Here is a 21,750-nt window from a genome sequence, read left to right on the forward strand (position 1 = left end):
CCCTGCAACAACCGACGTATCGCTCTGGTAGGTGCCAACCTTGGTTGGCACAAACCCACAGCGCCGACCAAGGTCGGCATCTACCAACGGCGATTGCCGGCCAGCGGCCGGCACTACCCCTGCAACCACCGACGCATCGCTCTGGTAGGTGCCAACCTTGGTTGGCACGAAACCCGCGGCGCCGGCCAGTGGCCGGCACTACCGGTGATGCTCAGCGCTTGTACTTCGGCACGAACACCTTGTTCACCGCATCGGCCAGCTGGTCCGGCGGCAGCAGGCCCTGGTCGAGCAGGAAGTTGTTGAACGCCAGGCGGTCGAACTTCGCGCCCAGTGCCAGCTCGGTCTGCATGCGCAGTTCGAGGATGCGGGTGTAGCCGTAGAAATAGCTGCCGGCCTGGCCCGGCATGCGCACCATGTAGCGGTCCAGTTCCTGGGTGGCCATCGCCTTGGACAGGCCGACCTGCTCCATCAGCACGCGCTCGCCGTTGGCACGATCGGTCAGGCCAAGGTTGAGCATCGGGTCCAGCATCGCGCGTGCGGCGCGCAGCAGGCGGAACTGCAGGGCGATCATCTGCCCGTCCAGCGGCTCGTACGGCACCATCTCGGCTTCGGCATACAGCGCCCAGCCCTCCACGTTCACCGAATTGAACGCGAACATGGTGCGAGCCAGCGACACGCCGCGCTCGACCATGGCGGTGAACTGCAGCTCGTGACCCGGGCGGCCCTCATGCGCGCTCAGCGTCCACGCCGCCGCACCGAAGTTGAAGTCGTCGTACTGCGCACCCGGGCCCGCGGCCGGGTTGCCCAGCGGCAGCACGAAGGTGCCCTGCTGCCCGGTGTTGTTGACCAGCGGCGCCGGCAGGAAATGCGGCGCCGGGCTCGCAGCACTCTCGGCGGCCGAGCCCAGGCGCATCTGCATCGCGCGCTTGGGCACGTCGACGATGGCGTGCTCGCGGATCAACGGGTCGATCGCATCGATCACCTTGCGGTAGTGGCCTTCCAGATGATCGTCGGCGATCTTGTCGGCCTTCAGCGCGCGGATCACCGCCACCGGGTCGCTCGGGTCGGCCACCTTCAGGCCCTTGTCCTTCACCACCAGCGGCGCCAGCTGCTGCATCGCCGATCGGGTTTCCATGAACTCCAGCTGCGCGCGCTGCATCAACAGCTTCGGGTCGATGTCGATGCCGACCTGCTTGAGCTGGTACGCGTACAACGGTGCCGGCAGGCGTGCGTCGGTGCGAGCCTTCGGCAGCACGGTGGTGCGCGTCCAGCTGGCGTAGTCCTTCATCTGCCCGGCCAGCGCCTTCATCGCTTCATCGGCACCGGCGATCTGGTACTTCTTCAGCAGCGACTCGATGCCGGTGATGTAGGTCTCGACGTTGTCCAGCGACTGCTGCACTTCGATCTTGGTCGGCTGCAGCAGACTGCTGTCCTTCAATCGCTCTTCGTAGCGCTGGCGGGCCAGCGTGGTGAACGCGGTGCCGCCCGGCTGCAGGCCGGCATAGGCCTTGAGGCGTTCGATCGCCTTGGCCCGGCGCTCGGCGGGCACCTGGTCGGACAGCAGCAGGTTGAGGCCGCTGAACACGGTCTGCGGCGCGTCACTCCATGGCAGCAGGTACTTCTCGTTGAGCTCGCTGCCTTCGATGTTCTGGTTGGCGGCGTGGATCATGATCTCCAGGTCCTGGCGGACATTGGGATCCTGTTCGGTGGCCAGCTTCGCCTTCAGTTCGTCGCGGGCCTTGGCCATCGCGGCGCGGTAGCGCTTGCCGTTGTCCGGGCCGAGGTCGGCCACCTTGTCGTCGTAGCCGGGCACGCCGAAGAAGCCGGTTTCCTCCGGCTGGAACGGGCCCTGCGCATCAAGCAGGATCTGCGCCAGTGCATTGCTGCGGGCGACCCAGGCAGGGCTGGCGGGAGTCGCGGCCTTGGCAGCCGGCGCGGCCAGGGCCGGCGGTGCGGACAGCAACGGGGCGGCAGTCAGGGCCAGGGCAACAGCGAGCGCAATCGGCTTCATGGGACACTCCAGCAAAGGGTTGCCCGCAACTTACGCGCTCACGGCGATGGCGACAATCGGCTGGAGGTCACGGCGCGGCTGATGGGTAGAGTCGACTGTCAGTCGACTATCGCGCGCAGCGCGGGGTTTTTCAGGCGTCTTGTGGAGAGCAGTCGACTAACAGTCGACTCTACATGGCCGCCCTTACCCGGCCGCGCGACCTGCGGTCACAGCGCGGCGGTCAGCGGGCATTCGCCACGCTCACGGCAGGCCTGCAGCTCGCACTCCCCCGCAGCCTCGTCGTCATCCAGTGCAGTCAGGTCGAAGGTCTGCTTGTCTTCGGCCAGTACATACATCACCGGGTAATCCCAGACTTCATCGCGACGGCTGCCCTGCACGAACAGCCGGCCGTGCGCATGCGGTCCTTCCAGCGCAACGGTCAGGCCGACGTCGCGCTGGCCGTTCATCGCGGTCTGCATGCTGCCCAGCGGCATCGATTCGATATGCAGCGGCTCGCCAAAGGCTTCCACCAGTTCGATGCTGCAGCCCGCGCGGCGCAACGCTTCGCGCATCGGCGGGCTCTCGCGTGCCGCCTCGCTCCAACGCAGCACGCTCCAGGTCACCACGCCACCGGCGCCGCCCAGCACCAGCACCACCGTCAACGGCATCGCCCAGCGCCAGTGTCGGCACCACCAGCTGGCAGGCCTCTGGCCATGGGCAGGAATCGGCGGTGGCAGGGTCATCGGCGGGCTCCTTCCCGGCTGTGGATCAGGGTTTCAGGCAGCGTCCCAGGAAGGCTTCGGCCACGCGGTAGCGATGCAGCGCATCGGCACCGGACAGGCCATGCTTGGCACCCGGGTAGGTCATCAGCTCGAACGGCTGTGCACGCTTCTGCAACGCGCTCATCAGGCTGGTGGAATTGGTGAACAAGACGTTGTCGTCGGCCATGCCGTGGATCAGCAGCAGCGGCGAGCGCAGGCCGTCGATATGGGTCAGCACGCGCGCTTCGCGGTAACCCGCTTCGTTGCGCGCCGGCAGGTCCATGTAGCGTTCGGTGTAGTGGCTGTCGTACAGGCCCCAATCGGTCACCGGCGCACCGGCCACGCCACAGGCGTACTGGTTCGAGGCCTTGGCCAGCAGCATCAGGGTCATGTAGCCACCGTTGGACCAGCCCTGCACGCCGATGCGCGCCGGGTCCACCCACGATTGCTGCTTCAGCCAGGTCACGCCGCGCAGCTGGTCGGTCACTTCCACCGTGCCCTGCTTGCCGTACAACGCGCCACCGAAGTCACGGCCACGGCGCGGGGTGCCGCGGTTGTCCAGCGAGAACACCACGTAGCCCTGCTGGGCCAGGTACTGATTGAACAGGTGGTCGCCACGACCGGGCCAGCTGTCGGTGACGGTCTGGCTGGCCGGGCCACCGTAGACGTACACCGCCACCGGGTAACGCTTGGACGGATCGAAGCCGGCCGGCTTGATCAGGCTGTAGTTGAGCGGGGTCTTGCCGTCGGCCGCGGTCAGCGTGCCGAACTCGATCGGGCGCTGTGCATCGCGGTAACGCGCATACGGATGCTTCGGGTCGGCCAGGTCGTTCTCGAGCAGAGTGGCGATCTTCTCGCCATTGGCGCGGAACAGTTCGATCTGCGGCGGCGTGGTGCTGTTGGACCAGCTGTCCACATAGACGCTGGCATTGCGGGCGAAGCTGGCGCTGTGCATGCCCGGTGCCTTGGACAGGCGCTGCGGCTCACCGCCCTGCAGCGACACCGCGTAGATCTGGCTTTCGCGCGAGGTCTCGATGCCGGCGCGGAAGTAGGCCTTGCCAGCCTTCTCATCGACCGCCAGCAGTTCGTCCACCGGCCAGTTGCCGTGGGTCAACGCGGTGGCCTTGCCCTTGCTGTCGATGCGGTACAGATGCTGGAAACCGGTGCGCTCGGACGACCACAGCACGCTGCCGTCATCGAGGAAACGCAGGCTGTTGTGCAGCGGCACCCAGGTCGGGCTGGTCTCGTGGGCGAGCACGCGCTGGCGATTGGAGTCGAGCGCCACTTCCACCAGGTCCAGCTGCTTCTGGTCGCGCGACTGGCGCTGGAAGCTCAGGTGCTGCGCATCGCGCCAATCGACACGAGCCAGATAGATGTCCTGTTCCTTGCCCAGGTCGACCCAGCGCGGCTGCGCATCGGCGGCCGGTGCGATCACGCCCAGCTGCACGCGCACGTTGGCGTCGCCCGCGGCCGGGTAACGCTGCTCGATCACGTCGGTGCGGTCGGCGTAGACCTCGTAGCGCTTCTGCACCGGCACCGGTGCTTCATCGATGCGCGCGAAGGCGATGGCCGAATCATCCGGCGCCCACCAGTAGCCGGTGTGTCGGTCCATTTCCTCGTCGGCGACGAACTCGGCCACGCCGTTGCCGATGGTGGTGCTGCCGTCGCGGGTGAGCTGCAGCTGCTTGCCGCTGGCCAGGTCGATCACCCACAGGTTGCGGCCACGGATGAAGCTGACGAAACCGCCCTTGGGCGACAGCTTGGCGTCGGTAGCGAAGCCCTCGCCGTGGGTCAGCTGGCGCACTGCGGCCTGGCCCTGCTGCTTGAGGTCGTACAGGTACAGCTCGCCGCCCAACGGGAACAGCAGGCGCTGCGCGTCCGGCGACCACTGGTAATCGACGATACCGGTCATCGCGGCGATGCGCTGGCGCTCGCGGCGGGCCTTTTCCTCATCGCTGAGGGTCTCGGTGCCGGGCAGCACCACCTTCGAATCCACCAGCAGGCGGGTCTGGCCGCTGCCGATGTCATAGGTCCACAGGTCCAGCTGGTTGCGGTCGCTGTCCTTGCCGCGCAGGAAGCTGACCTGCGAACCATCGGGGGCGACCTTCGGCTTCATCAGGGTCGGGCCGGAAAGCGGCAGCGGGCCGGTGATGGCTTCCAGAGTCAGCTTTTCAGCGTGGGCGGCGGTACTGGTGGCGAGCATGAGGGCGAGCGAAGCGAACAGGTGGCGCATGGAGGATCCCGGCAAACGGCAGGTCCGCCACCGCGATGGACGCGGGGCGGTCAGCCTCCATCCTAACCAAGCCGGTGCGGGAAGGCAGCATGACCTTCTGCCCATGAGGCGTGCCGACCAACGGTCGGCACCAATCGTTCCGGGTCAACGCTGGCCGAACAGGTGCTTGCGCTCTTCGTCGCTGAGCGGCTTGCCGGCGTTGGGGTTCACCTGCTGGCGCAGGGCATAGGCGCGCTGGGTGGCCGGGCGTGCAGCAATCGCTTCGTGCCAGCGCTTGAGGTTCGGGAACGCGGCGAAATCCACCGGCAGCTTGTCGTAGGCGCCGATCCACGGGTAGCTGGCCATGTCGGCGATGGTGTACGCGTCCCCGGCCAGGAAGGCGTGCTGGGCCAGGCGCTTGTCCATCACCCCGTGCAGGCGGCGCACTTCGTTGTCATAGCGCTCGATCGCATACGGGATCTTCTCCGGCGCATACACATTGAAGTGGCCCATCTGGCCGCTCATCGGACCCAGGCCGGCCATCTGCCAGAACAGCCACTCCAGGGTGGTGACGCGGCCGCGCGGGTCGCTGGGCAGGAACTGGCCGGTCTTCTCGGCCAGGTACAGCAGGATCGCACCGGACTCGAACACGCTCTGCGGGGCGCCGCCATCGGCCGGGGCGTGGTCGACAATCGCAGGCATCTTGTTGTTCGGCGAAATGGCGAGGAATTCCGGCTTGAACTGGTCGCCCGAGCCGATGTTGACCGGATGGATGCGGTACTCCAGGCCGGCTTCTTCCAGCAACAGGGTCACTTTGTGGCCGTTCGGGGTGGGCCAGTAATACAGGTCGATCATGGCGGCGGCTCGGGGTGCGGAAAGGAACCTGAAGTCTAGTGCGAGAGTTGGGTTGGCACCGTCACGACGGGCCGGTAACCTCGCCTCTCCCCCGCAACGCAGCATCCTCCGCATGAGTGCAAACCGCCCGCCGCTCTCCCCGCTGTCCACGCTGATCTTCGCCTCGCGCTGGCTGCAGCTGCCGCTGTACCTGGGCCTGATCGTGGCGCAGTGCGTCTATGTGTTCCTGTTCGGCAAGGAACTGTGGCACCTGATCTCGCATTCGGCCTCGATGGGCGAACAGCAGATCATGCTGATCGTGCTGGGCCTGATCGACGTGGTGATGATCTCCAACCTGCTGGTGATGGTGATCGTCGGTGGCTACGAGACCTTCGTCTCGCGCCTGCGCCTGGAAGGCCATCCGGACCAGCCGGAATGGCTGAGCCACGTCAATGCCAGCGTGCTGAAAGTGAAGCTGGCAATGGCGATCATCGGCATCTCCTCGATCCACCTGCTGAAGACCTTCATCGCCAGTGGCGCGCTGGGTGGCATCCCACTGTGCACGCCGGAGCAGATGAGCGTGGCCGCCGCCAACATCGGTGTCGCCCGCTGCTCGATGCTGACCCAGGACGGCGTGCTGTGGCAGACCATCATCCACTGCGTGTTCATCCTGTCGGCGATCGGTATTGCCTGGACCGACAAGCTGATGTCCAACAGCCACAGCAAGTCGCACGACCACTGATGCGGCAACCGGCAGCGGTCCTTCGCCGCTGCCCCATCCCGGCCCCTGCCCCTTGTACGCGGCGGTGGCCGGGATGCTAGATTGCACCCTCGCCGTTGCCGGCGGTGGCGTCGGGAAACGTCATCGTTCCGCGCCCGGACCACAGGTCCCGGCCATGCGTATCAATGATTTACGTCACGTCGTCTTCTAGAGGGGAGCAGGATGTCGCACGTCTCAACGATCACCGCCGCGCGCCGGTGGCTGCCGGTTGCTTTGGCACTGGCGCTGGCCGCCTGCTCGGGAAAGGAAGAATCTGCAGCACCGGCCCCGGCCGCCGCACCCGCCACCGCTGCACCGGCCGCACCGGTGGTCGCCGCCAAGGTGCAGTCCATGGGCACCGAACAGCTGCGTGAATCGGCCAGCCAGGCACTGCGCGAGAACCGCATGTACGCGCCGGCCGGCGACAACGCCATCGAGTACTACCTCGCCCTGCGCGACAAGACACCGGACGACGCGTCGGTGAAGAGCGCGCTGACCGACCTGCTGCCCTACACCCTGATCGCCGCCGAGCAGCACCTGGGCCGCGAGGACTACACCGAGGCGCAGCGCCTGGTGGCACTGATCGAGAAGGTGGACGCCTCCGCTCCCGCCCTGCCGCGCCTGAAGGAAGGCCTGGCCAAGGGCGTGGAAAATGCGGCCAAGCGCAGCGAGACCGAAGCCGAGAAGGCCAGGAAGGACGCCGAAGACCGGACCAAGCAGCAGGCCGAACAGCAGCGCCTGACCGAGCAGCGCGCCAAGGAAGCCGATGCGGCCAAGCAGATTGCCGCGCAGCAGGATGCCGCACGCCGCGACAACGAGCGCCAGGAGGCCGAGCGCCAGGCCGCGGCCCGTCGCGATGCCGAACAGAAACAGCAGCAGGCCGCCGCCCAACAGGCCAGCGCCGCACGCCAGGCAGCCGCCGCGGCAGCGCCCACCCTCCGCCCGGTCAGCACGCCGGCGCCGCGCTATCCGGCCGAGGCACTGCGTTCGGGAACGTCGGGCGAAGTGCTGGTGGAGATCACCGTCGGTACCGACGGCTCAGTGGTCAGCGCCCGCGTGCTGCGCGCGACGTCGGGACGGACCTTCGACCGCGAAGCCCTGAACGCGGTCAAGCGCTGGCGCTTCGAGCCGGTCAACGCGCCGGTCACCACCCGCCGCACCCTGGTGTTCGCACCGGGCGGCTGACCGCAAAAAAGGGGACGAAGGGGATTAAGTCGTTTCTGCCACCTCCATGACGCCAAGGCCCGGTCCGTCCGGGCCTTGTCCGTTTCAGGCAGCGCCATCAATCAGGCGCTGCAACGCCAGATCGCGCGCAGCCAGCACCTGGAACAGGCCCAGCGCATGCAGGCCGGGCAGCAACGCACGCAGGTCGGCTTCGGCAGTGGCGCGTGTGGCGTGATCGCTGGACGGATCCTGCCAGTCGCGGACGCTGGCCAGGAAAGCACCCACGCTGCCCTTGCGCACGGTGAGGCCATTTACCTGCACGTCGTTCTGATGGTCGGGAAGAATGTCCTGTGGCTGCATGGGGAAGCGCTCCGTTGAAGTGGGCTCCAGTGTCTGAGCCCGGACGCGACGTTTCTGCCGTATAACTGCCAATTGATATGGCAGATCAGACAACCACCGCATTGATTGACCCGGCGCTGGCCAATGCCGCCGACGGGCCTGCATTGCTGGGGGCGCAGCTGCGCCTGCCGGCTCCGCGCCGCACGGCACGCCACCAGCACGCCCGCGGGCAGCTGCTGGGTGCACATCAGGGCCTGCTGCGGATCGAGGTGGGCGACCTGCACTGGCTGCTGCCGGCGGGTCATGTCGCCTGGATACCGCCTTCGCTGCCCCACGCACTGGCCAGTACCAATGCGTTCGACGGCTGGAGCCTGTACTTCAGCGCGCAGGCCTGCACCGACCTGCCTGCAGCCCCTCGCATCTTCCAGCCGGGGCCGCTGCTGCAGGCCGCGGTGATTCGGGCGCTGCAGTGGCCGCATGTTCCTCTGGATGCCACACAGGCACGACTGGCCGGTGTGATCGCCGATGAGATTGGCGCCAGCTCGCCATTGCCGCTGGCCCTGCCGCAACCGCGTGACCGGCGACTGCAGAAACTTGCCGCCGCACTGGCGCGCGCACCGCACGACAACCGCAGCATCGAGGACTGGGCCGCCAGCAGCGGTCTGTCCAGCCGCAGCCTCGCCCGCCATTGGCTGGCCGAGACCGGCCTGTCGCCAAGCCAGTGGCGGCAACGCCTGCGGGTGCTGCTGGCACTGCCACGCCTGCTGTCCGGCGAGTCGGTGATCAGCGTCGCGCTGTCGATGGGCTACGACACACCCAGTGCCTTCATCGCCGTGTTCAAGCGCGAGATGGGGGTGACGCCTGCGCGGTATGGAAAAGGGGACGGAGGGGATTAAGTCGCTTCTGCCCTCCCCCACATCAATTCGCGGCATCGCCTGATGCCCTTCGCGGTCACGGAGGCGGCAGGCTGATGATTCCTTGAACCCCCTGAACTGCCATGCCTCGACAAGCACGCCTGATGTTGGCCGAACAGCCGTATCACGTAACCCAGCGCGGTGTGAACAAGGGGGCGATCTTCGTTGACGATATCGACCGCCAGCTGTTTCTGCACCTTTTGCACAGTGCCTTCCTGAAACATCAGGTCGCGCTGCATGCCTACGTATTGATGGGCAATCACGTCCATCTATTGGCCACACCCTCCACTCAGGCCGGCTTGGCCAACGCGATGCGGATGCAGGGCAACAACTATGTCCAGGCGTTCAATCAGCGGCATGAGCGCAGCGGACCACTCTGGCAGGGCCGCTTCCATTCTTCGATGGTGGACAGCGACGCCTATCTGCTCAGCGTCTATCGCTACATCGAACTCAATCCGGTTCGTGCAGGCATGACAGGCGCCCCGGAAGATCACCCATGGTCGAGCGTGCATGGAAACCTGCAGCGCCGCGATGATCCGATGCTGACAGAACACCCCGCCTTTCAGGCACTGGCCTCGACCAAGCGACAGCGGACGACGCTCTATGCGCAGTTCCTGCGGGACGTGAACGCGTCCGCCGACCTGCCGGCAATACGCGCGCACAGTGCCGGGCAGCATCCGTTGGGAAATGCAGCTTACCTGCGGATGGTGGAACAGACACTGGGCCGCCCCGTGGTGCTGCGCAAGCGGGGGCGCCCTCAGAAGAAGGGGGCGGAGGGTTAAAAACGACTTAATCCCCTCCGTCCCCTTTTTGCAGTCAGCCCGAGATCGCCAGACGCTCGTTGTGGTAACGGCGCACGGCGGCGAACCACAGCAGTGCGGCCAGGCCGAGGCTGGCACCGAGATAGATGGCCCAGACCGACGGCGTGATGGTCTCGTGGCGGATCACCTTCAACAGCATCTGGTTCTGCGACAGGAACGGCACGGCGTACTGCCACAGCTCGCTCTTCAGCGGATAGGCCACCAGCGCGTAGCCGGGCATCATCGGCAACAGCATCAGCCAGGTCATGTGGCTCTGCGCTTCCTTCATGCTCTTGGCCGCCGCCGACAGGAAGGTCAGCAGCGAGGTGCCGATCATCAGCATCGGCAGCATCACCAGCAGCATCTGCAGCATCGAGGCGACGTTCATGTTGAACTGGCGGCCGATGTTGCCGGGCGCGATCTGTGCGCTCACCTTGAACGCCACCAGGGTCAGCAGCAGCGATACGAACCCGACCACGCAGGCGGCGGCGATCTTGCCGCTGACAATGGCGCTGCGCGAGCCGGGCGTGGCCAGCAGCGGTTCCAGTGACTGCCGCTCGCGCTCGCCGGCGGTGGCATCCATCACCAGATAGGCGCCGCCGATGAACGAGGTCAGCGTGAGCAGCACCGGCAGCAGCATCGACAGGATCATGCCGCGCTTGGCCTCGGCACTGGCCAGGTCCTGGCGCGCCACGTCCAGCGGCCGCGCCACCTGCGCGTCGATGCCACGCGCCATCAATCGCAGCGCGCCCACCTGGCCGTTGTAGGTGGCCAGCGCCGCCTCCAGACGCGCACTGGGTACTTCTGCGGCGCGACGGGTACTGTCCTTGATCACCTCCACCAGCGCCGGCTTGCCATCGGCCCAGTCCTTGCCGAAGTCATCGCTGATGCGCAGCGCCACGTCGATCTCCTGGCTGCGGATGGCCTCGGCCAGGTCCTTCGGTGCCGGCGCGGTATTCAGCCCCTGCGCGGCGAGGAAACGCACCAGATTGGGGGCGTTCTCCGCACCGATGGTCGGAATCTGCAGCGGCTGCTCGATCTGGGTGCGTACCCGGCTCTCGGCCAGCTTGCCCATGCCCAGCAGCAGCACCGGGTACAGCAGCGGCCCGAACAGCAGGGTGAGCAGCAGCGTACGGCGATCACGGGAAAGATCGCGCAGCTCCTTGCGCATCACCGTCATCAGGGTCGACATCATGCTCATGCGTGCAGGCCCTCTTCGCTGCCGATCAGTTTCACGAACGCGTCTTCCAGGTTGGATTCGCCGGCTTGCGCACGCAGTTCATCGGCGCTGCCGGCAGCCATCACCGTGCCCTTGGCGATGATCACGATGTGATCGCACAGCGCGGCCACCTCCTGCATGATGTGGCTGGACAGGATCACGCAGCGGCCCTCTTCGCGCAGGCCCAGCAGGAAGCGGCGCAGTGCGCGCGTGGTCATCACGTCCAGGCCGTTGGTCGGCTCATCCAGAATGACGTTGCGCGGGTCGTGCACCAGCGCGCGGGCGATCGCGGTCTTGGTGCGCTGGCCCTGCGAGAAGCCATCGGTCTGGCGGTCGAGGATGTCACCCATGTCCAGGGCATGCGACAGCACTTCGATGCGTTCGCGGATGCGCTCGGCCGACAGGCCATGCAGCTCGCCGAAGTAGGCGATGTTCTCGCGCGCGGTCAGGCGCTTGTAGACGCCACGCGCATCGGGAAGCACGCCAAGGTGGCGGCGTACTTCCACTGGATTGCGTGCGGCATCGACACCATCGACGCCGATGCTGCCCTGGTCCGGGGTCATCAGCGTGTACAGCATGCGCATGGTGGTGGTCTTGCCGGCACCATTGGGGCCCAGCAGGCCGGTGATGCGGCCGTCCTCGGCGCGGAAGCCGACGTTGGAGACCGCCTGGATGCGGCCGGTGCGGGTGTCGAAAGCCTTGTGCAGGTTGTCGGCGACGATCATGGTTCCCATCCGTTGAACGAGGTGAACGCCGGCACGTAGCTCAGCGTGTCCAGGCAGCCGGCATCCAGCGCCTTGGCATCGGTCTTGTCGATGAACTGGCCGAGCAGGCGCGGCATGCAGCCGGCACTCAGCGTGCCGTGGCCCTGGCCGCGGGCGACCAGCGCGCGGCCACTGGGCAGGCCCTTGAGGACCTGTTCGGCATAGCGCGGAGGTGTCACCGGGTCGAGTTCACCGGACAGCAGCAGCGCCGGTACGTCACTGCGCAGCGGCATGGCATTGGCCGCTGGCGCCGGCTGGTGCGGCCATACCGGGCAGGCCGCGAAGAAGGCACTGGCCACGTCGTTGCCGAACAGTCGCTCCGGGTCCTCGGCCGGCGCCTTGTAACGCGGCGCATCCTCGCTGCAGATCACCGACCACTGCATGCCTCGGTTGATCTGGAAATCCATGCTGCGGCTCGCACCGCGTGCCAGCGACGCCAGCGGTGCATAGCGGCCATGCGCGGCTTCATCGAGCACCAGCGGCAGCAGCGAGGAATACTGCGGCACATAGGAGAAGGCGAACGCCAGGCCGATCACGCTGTCCGGACTCAGCACATCCTGCCGGGTCTGGTTGGTGCCGGGGTCGCGATACTCCACCGAGACCGGCGCACGGCGCAGGGTCTCGACCACGCTGCGCAGCTGCGCGCGGGTGTCGGTCGGGAAGCGTTTGCTGCAGGCGGCATCCTTGCGGCACTGCGCCGACTGCAGGGCGATCGCATCCTCGAACGTCGTGGCGAAGTCGCCGCCCACCACCAGTTCATTGGGCACTACGCCATCGATGACGATGCTGCGGGTGTGCTGCGGATAGGCACCGGCATAGCGCTGGGCCACGCGGGTACCGTATGAGCCGCCGACCAGGTTGATCCGGTCCACGCCCAAGGCCTGGCGTACCGCATCCAGGTCGGCGATGGCTTCGGTGGTCGTGTAGAAGCGGGCATCGGCACGCCCCTGCAGCGAGGCCGCGCAGCGCTGCGCGTAGTCGCGCAGCGACGCCTCGGTGGGAGCGGCGTCCTCGTCCATCTGCAGGTCCTTGCCGTCCGCGCCGAGGCAGCTGAGCGGGTTGGAGCCGCCGGTACCCCGCTGGTCGACAAGGAAGATGTCGCGCTGCTTGCGCACCTGGCGCAGCGCGGTATCGACGATAACCGCCACTTCGCTGGCCGCCTGGCCGGGGCCACCGGCCAGGAAGAACACCGGATCGGGCTGGCTGGAGCCGCTGCTGCCCGATTCCAGCCAGGCGATGCGCAGGCCAATGCGTCGGCCATCGGGCTGGGCCCGGTCCTCCGGCACCTGCAGGGTGGCGCACTGCGCTTCCACGTTGGCGCTGGCGCCTTCGGTGGACAACGTGCAGGGCTGGAAGTCGATCGTGCCGAAACGGCGGCTGGGTGCATCGCTGGCGCTTTCAGCGCCGGGTGACGGTGACTGGCTGCAACCGGCAAGCATCAGGCTGGCCAACGCTGCGGCCAACGCGAGGTGGTGTCTTTGCATCGTGCTCGTTTCCCCTGGAGGACGTTCCTGGCAACCACGACGGGCTGCCGCGGAAGATGTGACTCAACTTACACGGGCACGGCGTCGTCGGCGATGGGCAGACGCGAAATCTCCGCGGGCGTGGCGCAGGCCAGGCGGTCGCGGCCTGCGGCCTTGGCCCGGTACAGCGCCGCATCCGCCGCTGCCAGCAGCGTGGACAGGTCGCCATGGCCGTCGTCCATGGCCAGGCCGATGCTGGCGGTGACCGTCACCGGCCCGGTGCCCAGCCGCGCCGGCTTCTGCTGCAGAGCGGTACGGATCGCGGCGGCCCACGCCATCGCTTCGCCCTGTGTGCTGCCGGCCAGCACCAGCACGAACTCCTCGCCACCGTAGCGGCCCAGCAGCGTGTCGTGGCCCTGCAAACCATGCTGCAGCAGCGCAGCGAAGTGACGCAGTACCTGGTCACCGGCCAGGTGGCCCCAGCGGTCGTTGATCTGCTTGAAGTGATCGACGTCGACCAGCAACAGGGCCAGTGGCCGGCCCTGCCGACGCAGCCGCTGCAACTGCGCCTGGCCATCGGCCAGCACCGCGCTGCGGTTGAGCAGCCCGGTCAGGCCATCGGTGCGTGCCGCACGCCGCAGATCGACCAGCATGCGCTCGACCAGCAGCAGTACCATCGCGAAGCATCGCGCCAGCTCCAGCATCACCCCGGCAATGTAGGTGACGAACATCGGCGTGCCGGTGCGCATGATGTCCTCACCGGCATCCGGCGCCACCGGCAGGAACAGGCGCACCGCGTACAGTGCCGCCTCGGCCAGGAACACCGCCGCCGCCAGACGGCAGCTGGTGCGCTGCTGCACGGGGGCATGCCGCAGCAGCAGCCATGCGATCCAGCCATCGACCAGCAGCGTGAACACACTGAACACCTGCAGGCGCACGCCCAGGTCCGGCCAGAGCACCAGGAAGGCGAAGATGCAGGCCATGAACGCGGCTGCCATCAACAACGGCCGCCACAGCGGCAGCGGCTGTTCCAGATGCAGCGCCACGCCGCGCAGCATCAGCACCGCGCAACCGGCCATCGCCGCATTCCCGGCCAGTATGGCCGGCGCCAACGGCAGGTAGGGGCGCAGCGCAAGCAGGGTCACGCCCAGGGTCAGCAGCCACAGGCTGGCGGTCCACAGGCGCAGCACCGGTTGCCCGCGCAGCACCACCAGCAGCAATGAGAACCCCACGGCGATGCCGATGCAGAGCAGGAAGCCAAGCACGGTGATGGTGGGGAAATCCAGGGACATGCGGCGCTCATCGGCCGGGGCGGCGCGCGCATCTTAGCGCCTTGCGGTGCGATCCCCGTGGCACTGCCTGGCCCGATGGCGATGCCGGGTCTGAAAACGGCGAGCATGACGGCCGGTGCGTGCGCAGAATCCGGGGAAAACCAAGGAGACGCCCATGCATGCGTGGTACCTCGGTGGCCTCGACCACCGCCCCTTCCAGCACCTGTTCGAGAAGAGTGACACCGCGCTGGCTGCGCTCGGCATCCAGCGTCGCTGGGCCGGCGAAACAGGAGGACACCCCTGCCGGATCGGCCTGAGCGATCCGCCCAGCGGCAGCGAGCTGCTGCTGTTGTCCCATGTGCACCTGCCGCTGCACTCGCCCTATCACGCCTCGGGCCCGATCTTCGTGCAGCGTGGCGTAACGCGCTGCGTGCTGCCGCCGGGCGAGGTACCCGCCTATGTACAGCGCCGTACGATCTCGTTGCGCGCCTATGACCAGGCTGCATTGATGCTGGCCGCAGAGATCAGCGCGGGCACTGATGTTGCCGCCCGGCTGGACGCGCTGTTTGCCGACCCTGCCGTGGCCTTCGTGCAACTGCACAACGCGGCCCACGGCTGCTTCTCGTGCCAGGCCGATCGGATCGACTGCGAGATTGCCCAGCACGATCTCCACGACGTGATCGATGCCACGCCGAAGACGTGATCGCCAACGCATCCGTTCAGCCCCGCGTGAAGCCGGCGGGAAGGGCTTCACACCCCCAGTCACGGATCGGCGCTTCGGTGGTTCCGCACCCTGCATCGCGGCTCGATACTCGCCGTGGTGCCGCCGAAAGTCCGCCGTGCAGCGCAGCTCCTGCGGTCACCGTTCTCTTTCGACGACCACAAGGAAGCGCCATGTCATTCCGATCCACACCGCTGTTGCTGGCCACCTCGTTCGCCGCTGCGGGCCTGTGCCTGGCCGGCAACGCGTTCGCCCACGGCACCATGACCACGCCGGTCAGCCGCGTCTATGCCTGCTTCCAGGGCAATCCGGAGAACCCGACCAACCCGGCCTGCGCCGCCGCGAAAGCGGTGGGCGGTTCGCAGGCGTTCTACGACTGGAACGGCATCAACCAGGCCAATGCCAACGGCAACCACCAGGCCGTGGTGCCCGACGGCAAGCTGTGCAGCGGCAACAACCCGACCTTCCGCGGGCTGGATGTTAACCGCAGCGACTGGCAGACCACACCGATCCAGCCAGACGCCAGCGGCAAGTTCACCTTCGTGTTCAAGGCGACCGCGCCGCACGCCACGCGTGACTGGCGCTTCTTCGTCACCCGCGCCGGCTGGCAACCGGGCAGCCCGCTGCGCTGGGCCGACCTGCAAGAGTTCTGCACGCTGGGCAACACGCCGCTGTCGGCCGATGGCACCTACAAGCTGCAGTGCACGCTGCCACAGCGCAGCGGCCAGCATGTGATCTACAACACCTGGCAGCGCTCGGATTCGACCGAAGCGTTCTACACCTGCATGGACGTGCGCTTTGAAGGAGGCGGTGGCAGCACCCCGCCCGCAGCGCAGTGGCAGGATGCCGGCCCGGTCACCGCGCGCGGCGAGCTGCCGGTCGGCACCACCCTGGCGTTGCGCGTGTTCAACGCCAACGGCAATGATGTCGAACGCGTGGAAGCGACCCTGGCCAGTGGCCAGACTGCGGCCGCGCAGTGGCCGTTGGCGCTGGCCCGCAAGGTCAATACCAGCGCCCAGCACGCACGCGTGGGCGTGCTCAGCAATGGCGTGATCACACCGACGGCCTCGGCCACCGCCAACCGCGTGTACCTGAAGGATGGCAACCGCTTCCAGCTCGATACCCAGGTGCCCGACCCCGGCACGCCATCACCGGGCGGTGATTTCGACCACGTGTATCCCGCTGGAATCGGCAGCTACGTGCCGGGCCAGACCGTGGTGAAGGGCGGCGACGGCAAGCTTTATGCCTGCCGCCCGTTCCCGGAAGGTGCATGGTGCAACGTCAACGCCGAAGCCTACCGGCCGGGCGTGGGTGCAGCATGGCGCGATGCGTGGATCGCGTACTGAGGCAGTGATGCGGGAGGCGGTGCACAGTGCACCGCCTTTCGCCCGGATGGCGGCACAGTGAGCACCGTGTTGCAGATCGAACACAGCCGCCATCGATTTCAAACTTGTCCGATGTTGCCGACGGCCCTGCATGTGAAGACTGCGCGAGGTTTCCCACACTTCGCAAAGGAGTTCCTGCATGCATCTGTCCCACCGGGCAGTCCTCGCTCTGTCCGTCGTTGTCGGCCTGGCCCTGTCCGGCAGCGCCCTCGCCCACGGCACCATGTCCAAGCCGCTCAGCCGCGTGAAGCAGTGCCACGAAGGCAATCCGGAAAACCCGACCAACCCGGCCTGTGCCGCGGCCAAGGCCATCGGCGGCGCGCAGCCGTTCTATGACTGGAGCGCGATCGCCCACGGCAACGCCAATGGCAACCACCGTGACCTGGTGCGCGATGGCGAGCTGTGCAGCGCCAGCATCCCCAAGTACCGCGGCCTCGATCTGAATCGCAGCGACTGGCCGACCACGCCGGTGCGCGCCGATTCGCGTGGCCGCTACACCTTCGAATTCCTGGCGCCGGCGCCGCACGCCACCCGCGAGTGGAAGTTCTACGTCACCCGTGACGGTTGGCAGCCGGGCAGCCCGCTGCGCTGGGCCGACCTGCAGGAATTCTGCACCCTGGGCAACGTGCCGCTGTCCGAAGGCGGTGTCTACAAGCTGGACTGCCCGCTGCCCAAGCGCACTGGCCAGCACATCATCTACAACACCTGGCAGCGCTCGGATTCGCAGGAAGCGTTCTACACCTGCATGGACGTGCGCTTCGAAGGTGGCGGTGGCGTGGTTCCGCCGCCGCAGTGGCAGGATGCCGGCGCGGTGACCGCCAATGGCGCACTGGACGTGGACAGCACCGTGACCCTGCGTGTGTTCAATGCCAACGGCAACGACCTGGAGCGCGTGGAAACCAAACTGGCCGCTGGCCAGACCAGCCCGACGCAGTGGCCGCTGGCCCTGGCCCGCAAGGTCAATACCAGTGCACAGCATGCGCGCGTGGGCGTGATGAAGAACGGCGTGATCACGCCGGTCGCCTCGGCCACCGACAACCGCGTGTACCTGAAGCCGGGCAACCGCTTCCAGCTGGAAACCCAGGTGCCGGGGCCGGGCCCGATCGATCCGGTCGATCCGCCGGGCGGCGACTTCGACTTCGTGTATCCGGCCGGCCTCGGCAGCTACAAGCCGGGCGAGACCGTGGTGAAGGGCACTGACGGCAAGCTGTATGCCTGCCGCCCGTTCCCGGAAGGCGCCTGGTGCAACATCAATGCCGATGCCTATCGTCCGGGCACCGGCTATGCGTGGCGCGACGCCTGGATCGCGTACTGAGGCAGGACACCGGGGGCGGCGTGATGCCGCCCCTGGTTCATGGGCTGCCGGCCAGCGGCCGGCACTACGCAGGCTTACTTGCTGCTGACGTACTTCTCGCGGCGGATCTGCGGGTTGCCCAGGCCAGCGGCCTTCAGCAGTTCGGCACAGGCATCGACCATGTCCGGGTTGCCGCACAGGTAGGCGATGTCGGTGGCCGGGTCCGGGGTGAAGCCGGCCAGCGCCTGCTGCACGTAGCCGTGCTGCACGTCCGGGTGCGGATCAGCCGGCAGTTCGCGCGACAGGCATGGAACATAGCGGAAGTTCGGGTGTTTTTCGGCGAAGCTGTAGAAATCTTCGCTGTACAGCAGCTCACCCGGGCTGCGCGCGCCCTGCAGCAGCACGATCTGCACGCCGCGCTCGGCCATGGCCGTTTCCAGCAGCGGCAGCATCGAGCGGTACGGGGTAACGCCAGTACCGGTGGCGATCAGCAGGTAGCGGGCGTTGTGATCACCGGGATTCAGGCAGAACCGGCCATAGGGGCCGGACGCACTGATCTGGCCGCCCTGCTCCAGCGCCTCGAACAGGGCCGTGGCGGCGCCGCCGGGTACGAAACTGACCGCGATATCCACCGCCTCGCCCGGGCCCAGCGCGTGGTCGTGGATGGTCGCCAGCGAGTAGCTGCGCTTGGTTTCGGTGCCGTCGGCGTAGCTGAAATGGACCTGGATGAACTGGCCGGGCTGGAAATCCAGCGGCTGTCCATCGTCACGCACGAACTGGTAGTGGCCGACGGTCGGGGCCAGCATGCGGCAGCCGACCAGCTTGAGGGGGAATTGAACAGGCACGACTTTTCGGGACAGTGTGTAGCCGGGGCAAGCCCTCGGGGTCTTCTATAATAGCCCCTCCCCGCCCCTCTCCAGCGCCAGCCCATGGGCGCGAAGGCTTCGAGCTTGGCATCCCAGAACGATACGGCGCCCGCCCTGCGCGTGCGCGACCTGCGCAAGACCTATGACAACGGCACCCAGGCCCTGAAGGGCGTTTCCCTGGAAGTGGCCCCGGGCGACTTCTTCGCCCTGCTCGGCCCCAACGGTGCCGGCAAGTCCACCCTGATCGGCATCATCAGCTCCCTGGTCAACCTCAGCGAGGGCCAGGTGGAAGTGTTCGGCAGCGACCTGGTGCGCAACCGCAGCGCCACCATGCGCCTGATCGGGCTGGTGCCGCAGGAAATCAACTTCAACCTGTTCGAAAAGCCCTTCGACATCCTGGTGAACTACGCCGGTTTCTATGGCGTGCCGCGCGAGGAAGCCGAGCAGCGTGCCGAAGAGGAACTGAAGCGGGCGCACCTGTGGGAAAAGGCACAGGTGATGAGCCGTACGCTGTCCGGTGGCATGAAGCGCCGGCTGATGATCGCCCGCGCGATGATGACCCGCCCGCGCCTGCTGATCCTGGACGAGCCGACCGCCGGCGTGGACATCGAGATCCGCCGCGACATGTGGCGCGTGCTGAAGGAGATCAACGCCGCCGGCACCACGATCATCCTCACCACGCACTACCTGGAAGAAGCCGAGTACCTGTGCCGCCACCTGGCGATCATCAACCATGGCCAGATCGTCGAGCAGGGGCCGATGCGCACCCTGCTGGCCAAGCTGGACGTGGAAGGCTTCCTGCTGGACATCGACGGTGACCTGCCGGCGCAGCTGCCGGTGATCGAGGGCGCGACGCTGACCGCACCGGACCCGCACACGCTGGACATCGACATGCCGCGCGCAATGGACCTCAACCGCGTGTTTGCCACGCTCAACGAGTCCGGTATCCGCGTGCGTTCGATGCGTACCAAGAGCAACCGCCTGGAGGAGCTGTTCGTGCGCCTCACCGGCAACCTGGAGAAGCCTGCATGAGCACCACCGAGCTGACCGACGGCCAGCGCAACCGCATCGCACTGATGACCATCGTGCGCCGCGAAGTCGCCCGCATCATGCGCATCTGGGGCCAGACCCTGGTGCCGCCGGCGATCACCATGACCCTGTACTTCCTGATCTTCGGCAACCTGATCGGGTCGCGCGTGGGGGACATGGGCGGCTACACCTACATGCAGTTCATCGTGCCGGGCCTGGTGATGATGAGCGTGATCCAGAACAGTTACGGCAACATCAGCTCCTCGTTCTTCGGCGCCAAGTTCGGCCGCCACGTGGAAGAGCTGCTGGTCAGCCCGATGCCGAACTGGGTGATCCTGTGGGGCTACGTGGCCGGTGCGGTGCTGCGCGGCCTGATGGTGGGCGTGATCGTGCTGATCATCGCGATGTTCTTCACCCCGGTGCGCATTCCGCACCCGCTGGTGATGCTGACCACGGTGATCCTGGGTGCGACGATCTTCTCGCTGGCCGGTTTCATCAACGCGGTGTATGCGAAGAAGTTCGATGACGTGGCGATCGTGCCGACCTTCATCCTGACCCCGCTGACCTACCTGGGTGGCGTGTTCTATTCGGTAAAGCTGCTGCCTGGCTGGGCGGAAGCGGCGACGCACGCGAACCCGATCTTCTACATGGTCAATGCATTCCGCTATGGCCTGCTGGGCAGCAGCGATGTGCCGCTGCCGGTGGCCTACGGGCTGATGATCGGATTCGTGGTGGTGCTGACGGCGCTGGCGCTGTGGCTGCTGCGCCGTGGCGTGGGCATGCGCAGCTGAGGGGTGCCTGCAGGGCCTGCGGCCCTGCACCTGCACCTGCAGTGGTAGTGCCGGCCGCTGGCCGGCAACAGCAACAGCCAAGGCGGAAGCATCACGAGTTGGGCGGGGCGGTGTGAGGGTGCAGGACACGCCGTAAACCCGTCCGTGGGGGCTCGATGGCGCCATCCATGGCGCCAACGGTCCTGCACCCCCACACCGCCCCACCCCTGACAGTTTCCAGTCGCTGTTGGTAGGTGTCGACCTTGGTCGACACGGTAGATCCACGCCATGCGTGGATGAAGCGTTCCTGTAGAGCCAAGCCGATGCTTGGCTATTTTCGTTTCGGATTACGGCTAGGCTGTGGCGATGAAGATCACTTCCATTGCGTTGGACAAGGCCGTGTCGGATGGCCCGATCGATGCCTTCAGCCATGTCCTGCTGAGCGATTCGCCCATGCTGGATGAGGTGCTGGATTGCCTAGCCTCGCTGCACGTGGCTGATCCCCTTCATCGTTATCTGTGCACGCTCGACGAAGTCGGCCAGTGCCGCTACACCAGCATGCACGCGTCCGACGACGAGCGCATCGCGCTGTACGAGGACGAAGACCCGGCGACGCCTGAAGATGCGTTGGCGGCACGCGAGCGGTTGCTGGCGCACGTCGTCGCGCAGCTCGAGCATTCCACGCATCGGCTGCAGTGGACCGCGTTGGCGGGTACGTTGATGTGCAGCGACGAGGACATCGAGGCGCTGGTCGCTGCCAATGCGAAGCCGGATCTCATCATCGATGACGTGGTCTGCGTGCAGCAGGTACCCGTAGCCAGTGACGACCTGCTGATTGCCGCCCTGCCCAACGGCTACTTCAGCGCGGACTGGGACATCTTCCAGAACCACGCCCTGATCCGGCATCTGCAGGAGCGCTACGACTACCGTCTGTTCGGACTCGGCGCATCGTGGCTCGGCTTCCAGCGCGACCGCGCACCGTCACCTGCAGAAACGGACGCGTTGGTCGCGGACCTGCAGCGCGTCTACGCGGCCGGAACACACGACACGTGGTCACAACTGGCTGCAACGCTGGCCAACCGCACCACACTGCTATTGGGCTACACCGAAGACTTCAGCGAACAACTGCCCTGAGCACCGCTCTACACGAGCGAGCGCAGCGAGCGACCCGCTTCCGCTCTTGATCTGCTTTCC

Annotated in this window: 20 protein-coding genes; 10 read left to right on the top strand and 10 right to left on the bottom strand. The window is 66.8% G+C overall.

The genetic code is table 11. The annotated features are described in order from the left end of the window. Nucleotides 1-211 precede the first annotated feature (211 nt). From ACZLIB_RS22005 to ACZLIB_RS22020, 4 genes are all read right to left on the bottom strand, one after another. Nucleotides 212-2,011, bottom strand: coding sequence for a DUF885 domain-containing protein (locus ACZLIB_RS22005; protein WP_478468743.1), 1,800 nt, complete (start codon nt 2,009-2,011; stop codon nt 212-214). Between the two features lie 206 nt (nt 2,012-2,217). Then, nucleotides 2,218-2,733, bottom strand: coding sequence for a cytochrome c oxidase assembly factor Coa1 family protein (locus ACZLIB_RS22010; RefSeq protein ID WP_478468744.1), 516 nt, complete (start codon nt 2,731-2,733; stop codon nt 2,218-2,220). Nucleotides 2,734-2,758: 25 nt separating this feature from the next. Further along, nucleotides 2,759-4,984 carry a S9 family peptidase gene (locus tag ACZLIB_RS22015; protein ID WP_032129127.1) on the bottom strand — a complete coding sequence of 742 codons (2,226 nt, stop codon included), beginning with the start codon at nt 4,982-4,984 and terminating at the stop codon, nt 2,759-2,761. Nucleotides 4,985-5,128: 144 nt separating this feature from the next. After that, nucleotides 5,129-5,818: a glutathione binding-like protein gene (locus tag ACZLIB_RS22020; protein WP_032129128.1), complete on the bottom strand. Its 690-nt coding sequence runs from the start codon at nt 5,816-5,818 to the stop codon at nt 5,129-5,131. Between the two features lie 112 nt (nt 5,819-5,930). On the opposite strand from ACZLIB_RS22020, the gene ACZLIB_RS22025 reads away from it, so the two are divergent. Then, nucleotides 5,931-6,539: a TIGR00645 family protein gene (locus tag ACZLIB_RS22025; RefSeq protein ID WP_071228550.1), complete on the top strand. Its 609-nt coding sequence runs from the start codon at nt 5,931-5,933 to the stop codon at nt 6,537-6,539. A gap of 201 nt (nt 6,540-6,740) precedes the next feature. Continuing rightward, nucleotides 6,741-7,742, top strand: a complete 1,002-nt coding sequence (locus ACZLIB_RS22030; protein ID WP_049424132.1) for an energy transducer TonB — start codon at nt 6,741-6,743, stop codon at nt 7,740-7,742. 84 nt (nt 7,743-7,826) lie between these two features. Here the strand turns inward: ACZLIB_RS22030 and ACZLIB_RS22035 are convergent, their stop codons facing one another. Continuing rightward, complete coding sequence (locus ACZLIB_RS22035; protein WP_180860567.1) at nt 7,827-8,081, bottom strand: hypothetical protein; 255 nt, start codon at nt 8,079-8,081, stop codon at nt 7,827-7,829. Nucleotides 8,082-8,158: 77 nt separating this feature from the next. On the opposite strand from ACZLIB_RS22035, the gene ACZLIB_RS22040 reads away from it, so the two are divergent. Together ACZLIB_RS22040 and ACZLIB_RS22045 are read left to right on the top strand one after the other, a co-directional pair. After that, complete coding sequence (locus ACZLIB_RS22040) at nt 8,159-8,956, top strand: AraC family transcriptional regulator (protein ID WP_478468745.1); 798 nt, start codon at nt 8,159-8,161, stop codon at nt 8,954-8,956. Nucleotides 8,957-9,057: 101 nt separating this feature from the next. Beyond that, nucleotides 9,058-9,756 (top strand): transposase, encoded by a 699-nt coding sequence (locus ACZLIB_RS22045; RefSeq protein WP_071228553.1) that lies wholly within the window; start codon nt 9,058-9,060, stop codon nt 9,754-9,756. A 34-nt stretch (nt 9,757-9,790) separates the two neighbouring features. Here the strand turns inward: ACZLIB_RS22045 and ACZLIB_RS22050 are convergent, their stop codons facing one another. The 4 genes from ACZLIB_RS22050 to ACZLIB_RS22065 form a co-directional block, all read right to left on the bottom strand. Beyond that, complete coding sequence (locus ACZLIB_RS22050; RefSeq protein WP_049400882.1) at nt 9,791-10,975, bottom strand: ABC transporter permease; 1,185 nt, start codon at nt 10,973-10,975, stop codon at nt 9,791-9,793. Continuing rightward, nucleotides 10,972-11,718, bottom strand: coding sequence for an ABC transporter ATP-binding protein (locus tag ACZLIB_RS22055; RefSeq protein ID WP_182266890.1), 747 nt, complete (start codon nt 11,716-11,718; stop codon nt 10,972-10,974). The genes ACZLIB_RS22050 and ACZLIB_RS22055 overlap by 4 nt, the downstream gene beginning before the upstream one ends. Beyond that, nucleotides 11,715-13,241, bottom strand: a complete 1,527-nt coding sequence (locus tag ACZLIB_RS22060) for an alpha/beta hydrolase (protein WP_478468747.1) — start codon at nt 13,239-13,241, stop codon at nt 11,715-11,717. The genes ACZLIB_RS22055 and ACZLIB_RS22060 overlap by 4 nt, the downstream gene beginning before the upstream one ends. A gap of 68 nt (nt 13,242-13,309) precedes the next feature. Further along, entirely contained in the window at nt 13,310-14,512 is a 1,203-nt protein-coding gene (locus tag ACZLIB_RS22065) for a GGDEF domain-containing protein (protein ID WP_164080910.1), read from the bottom strand. Between the two features lie 154 nt (nt 14,513-14,666). Here ACZLIB_RS22065 and ACZLIB_RS22070 point away from each other — a divergent pair, with 154 nt between their 5' ends. The 3 genes from ACZLIB_RS22070 (at nt 14,667) to ACZLIB_RS22080 (ending at nt 17,912) form a co-directional block, all read left to right on the top strand. Next, nucleotides 14,667-15,194 carry a DUF1203 domain-containing protein gene (locus ACZLIB_RS22070; protein ID WP_049400886.1) on the top strand — a complete coding sequence of 176 codons (528 nt, stop codon included), beginning with the start codon at nt 14,667-14,669 and terminating at the stop codon, nt 15,192-15,194. A 191-nt stretch (nt 15,195-15,385) separates the two neighbouring features. After that, entirely contained in the window at nt 15,386-16,558 is a 1,173-nt protein-coding gene (locus tag ACZLIB_RS22075) for a lytic polysaccharide monooxygenase (RefSeq protein WP_478468749.1), read from the top strand. A 178-nt stretch (nt 16,559-16,736) separates the two neighbouring features. Beyond that, on the top strand, nt 16,737-17,912 hold the full coding sequence (locus ACZLIB_RS22080) for a lytic polysaccharide monooxygenase (RefSeq protein WP_478468750.1): 1,176 nt from the start codon (nt 16,737-16,739) through the stop codon (nt 17,910-17,912). 74 nt (nt 17,913-17,986) lie between these two features. On the opposite strand, the gene ACZLIB_RS22085 is transcribed toward ACZLIB_RS22080, so the two are convergent. Beyond that, nucleotides 17,987-18,736: a ferredoxin--NADP reductase gene (locus tag ACZLIB_RS22085; protein WP_080291795.1), complete on the bottom strand. Its 750-nt coding sequence runs from the start codon at nt 18,734-18,736 to the stop codon at nt 17,987-17,989. Nucleotides 18,737-18,820: 84 nt separating this feature from the next. On the opposite strand from ACZLIB_RS22085, the gene ACZLIB_RS22090 reads away from it, so the two are divergent. The 3 genes from ACZLIB_RS22090 to ACZLIB_RS22100 all read left to right on the top strand — a co-directional run bounded on the left by ACZLIB_RS22090 (nt 18,821) and on the right by ACZLIB_RS22100 (nt 21,690). Continuing rightward, the gene (locus ACZLIB_RS22090) at nt 18,821-19,789 is read left to right on the top strand and encodes an ABC transporter ATP-binding protein (RefSeq protein WP_049400895.1); all 969 of its coding nucleotides are present in this window, start codon (nt 18,821-18,823) and stop codon (nt 19,787-19,789) included. Then, nucleotides 19,786-20,577: an ABC transporter permease gene (locus ACZLIB_RS22095; RefSeq protein ID WP_005411568.1), complete on the top strand. Its 792-nt coding sequence runs from the start codon at nt 19,786-19,788 to the stop codon at nt 20,575-20,577. The genes ACZLIB_RS22090 and ACZLIB_RS22095 overlap by 4 nt, the downstream gene beginning before the upstream one ends. Before the next feature lie 345 nt (nt 20,578-20,922). Next, on the top strand, nt 20,923-21,690 hold the full coding sequence (locus ACZLIB_RS22100) for a hypothetical protein (protein WP_478468752.1): 768 nt from the start codon (nt 20,923-20,925) through the stop codon (nt 21,688-21,690). The last annotated feature ends 60 nt before the right edge of the window (nt 21,691-21,750 follow it).

The organism is Stenotrophomonas sp. 220_Sma, from assembly GCF_056487375.1.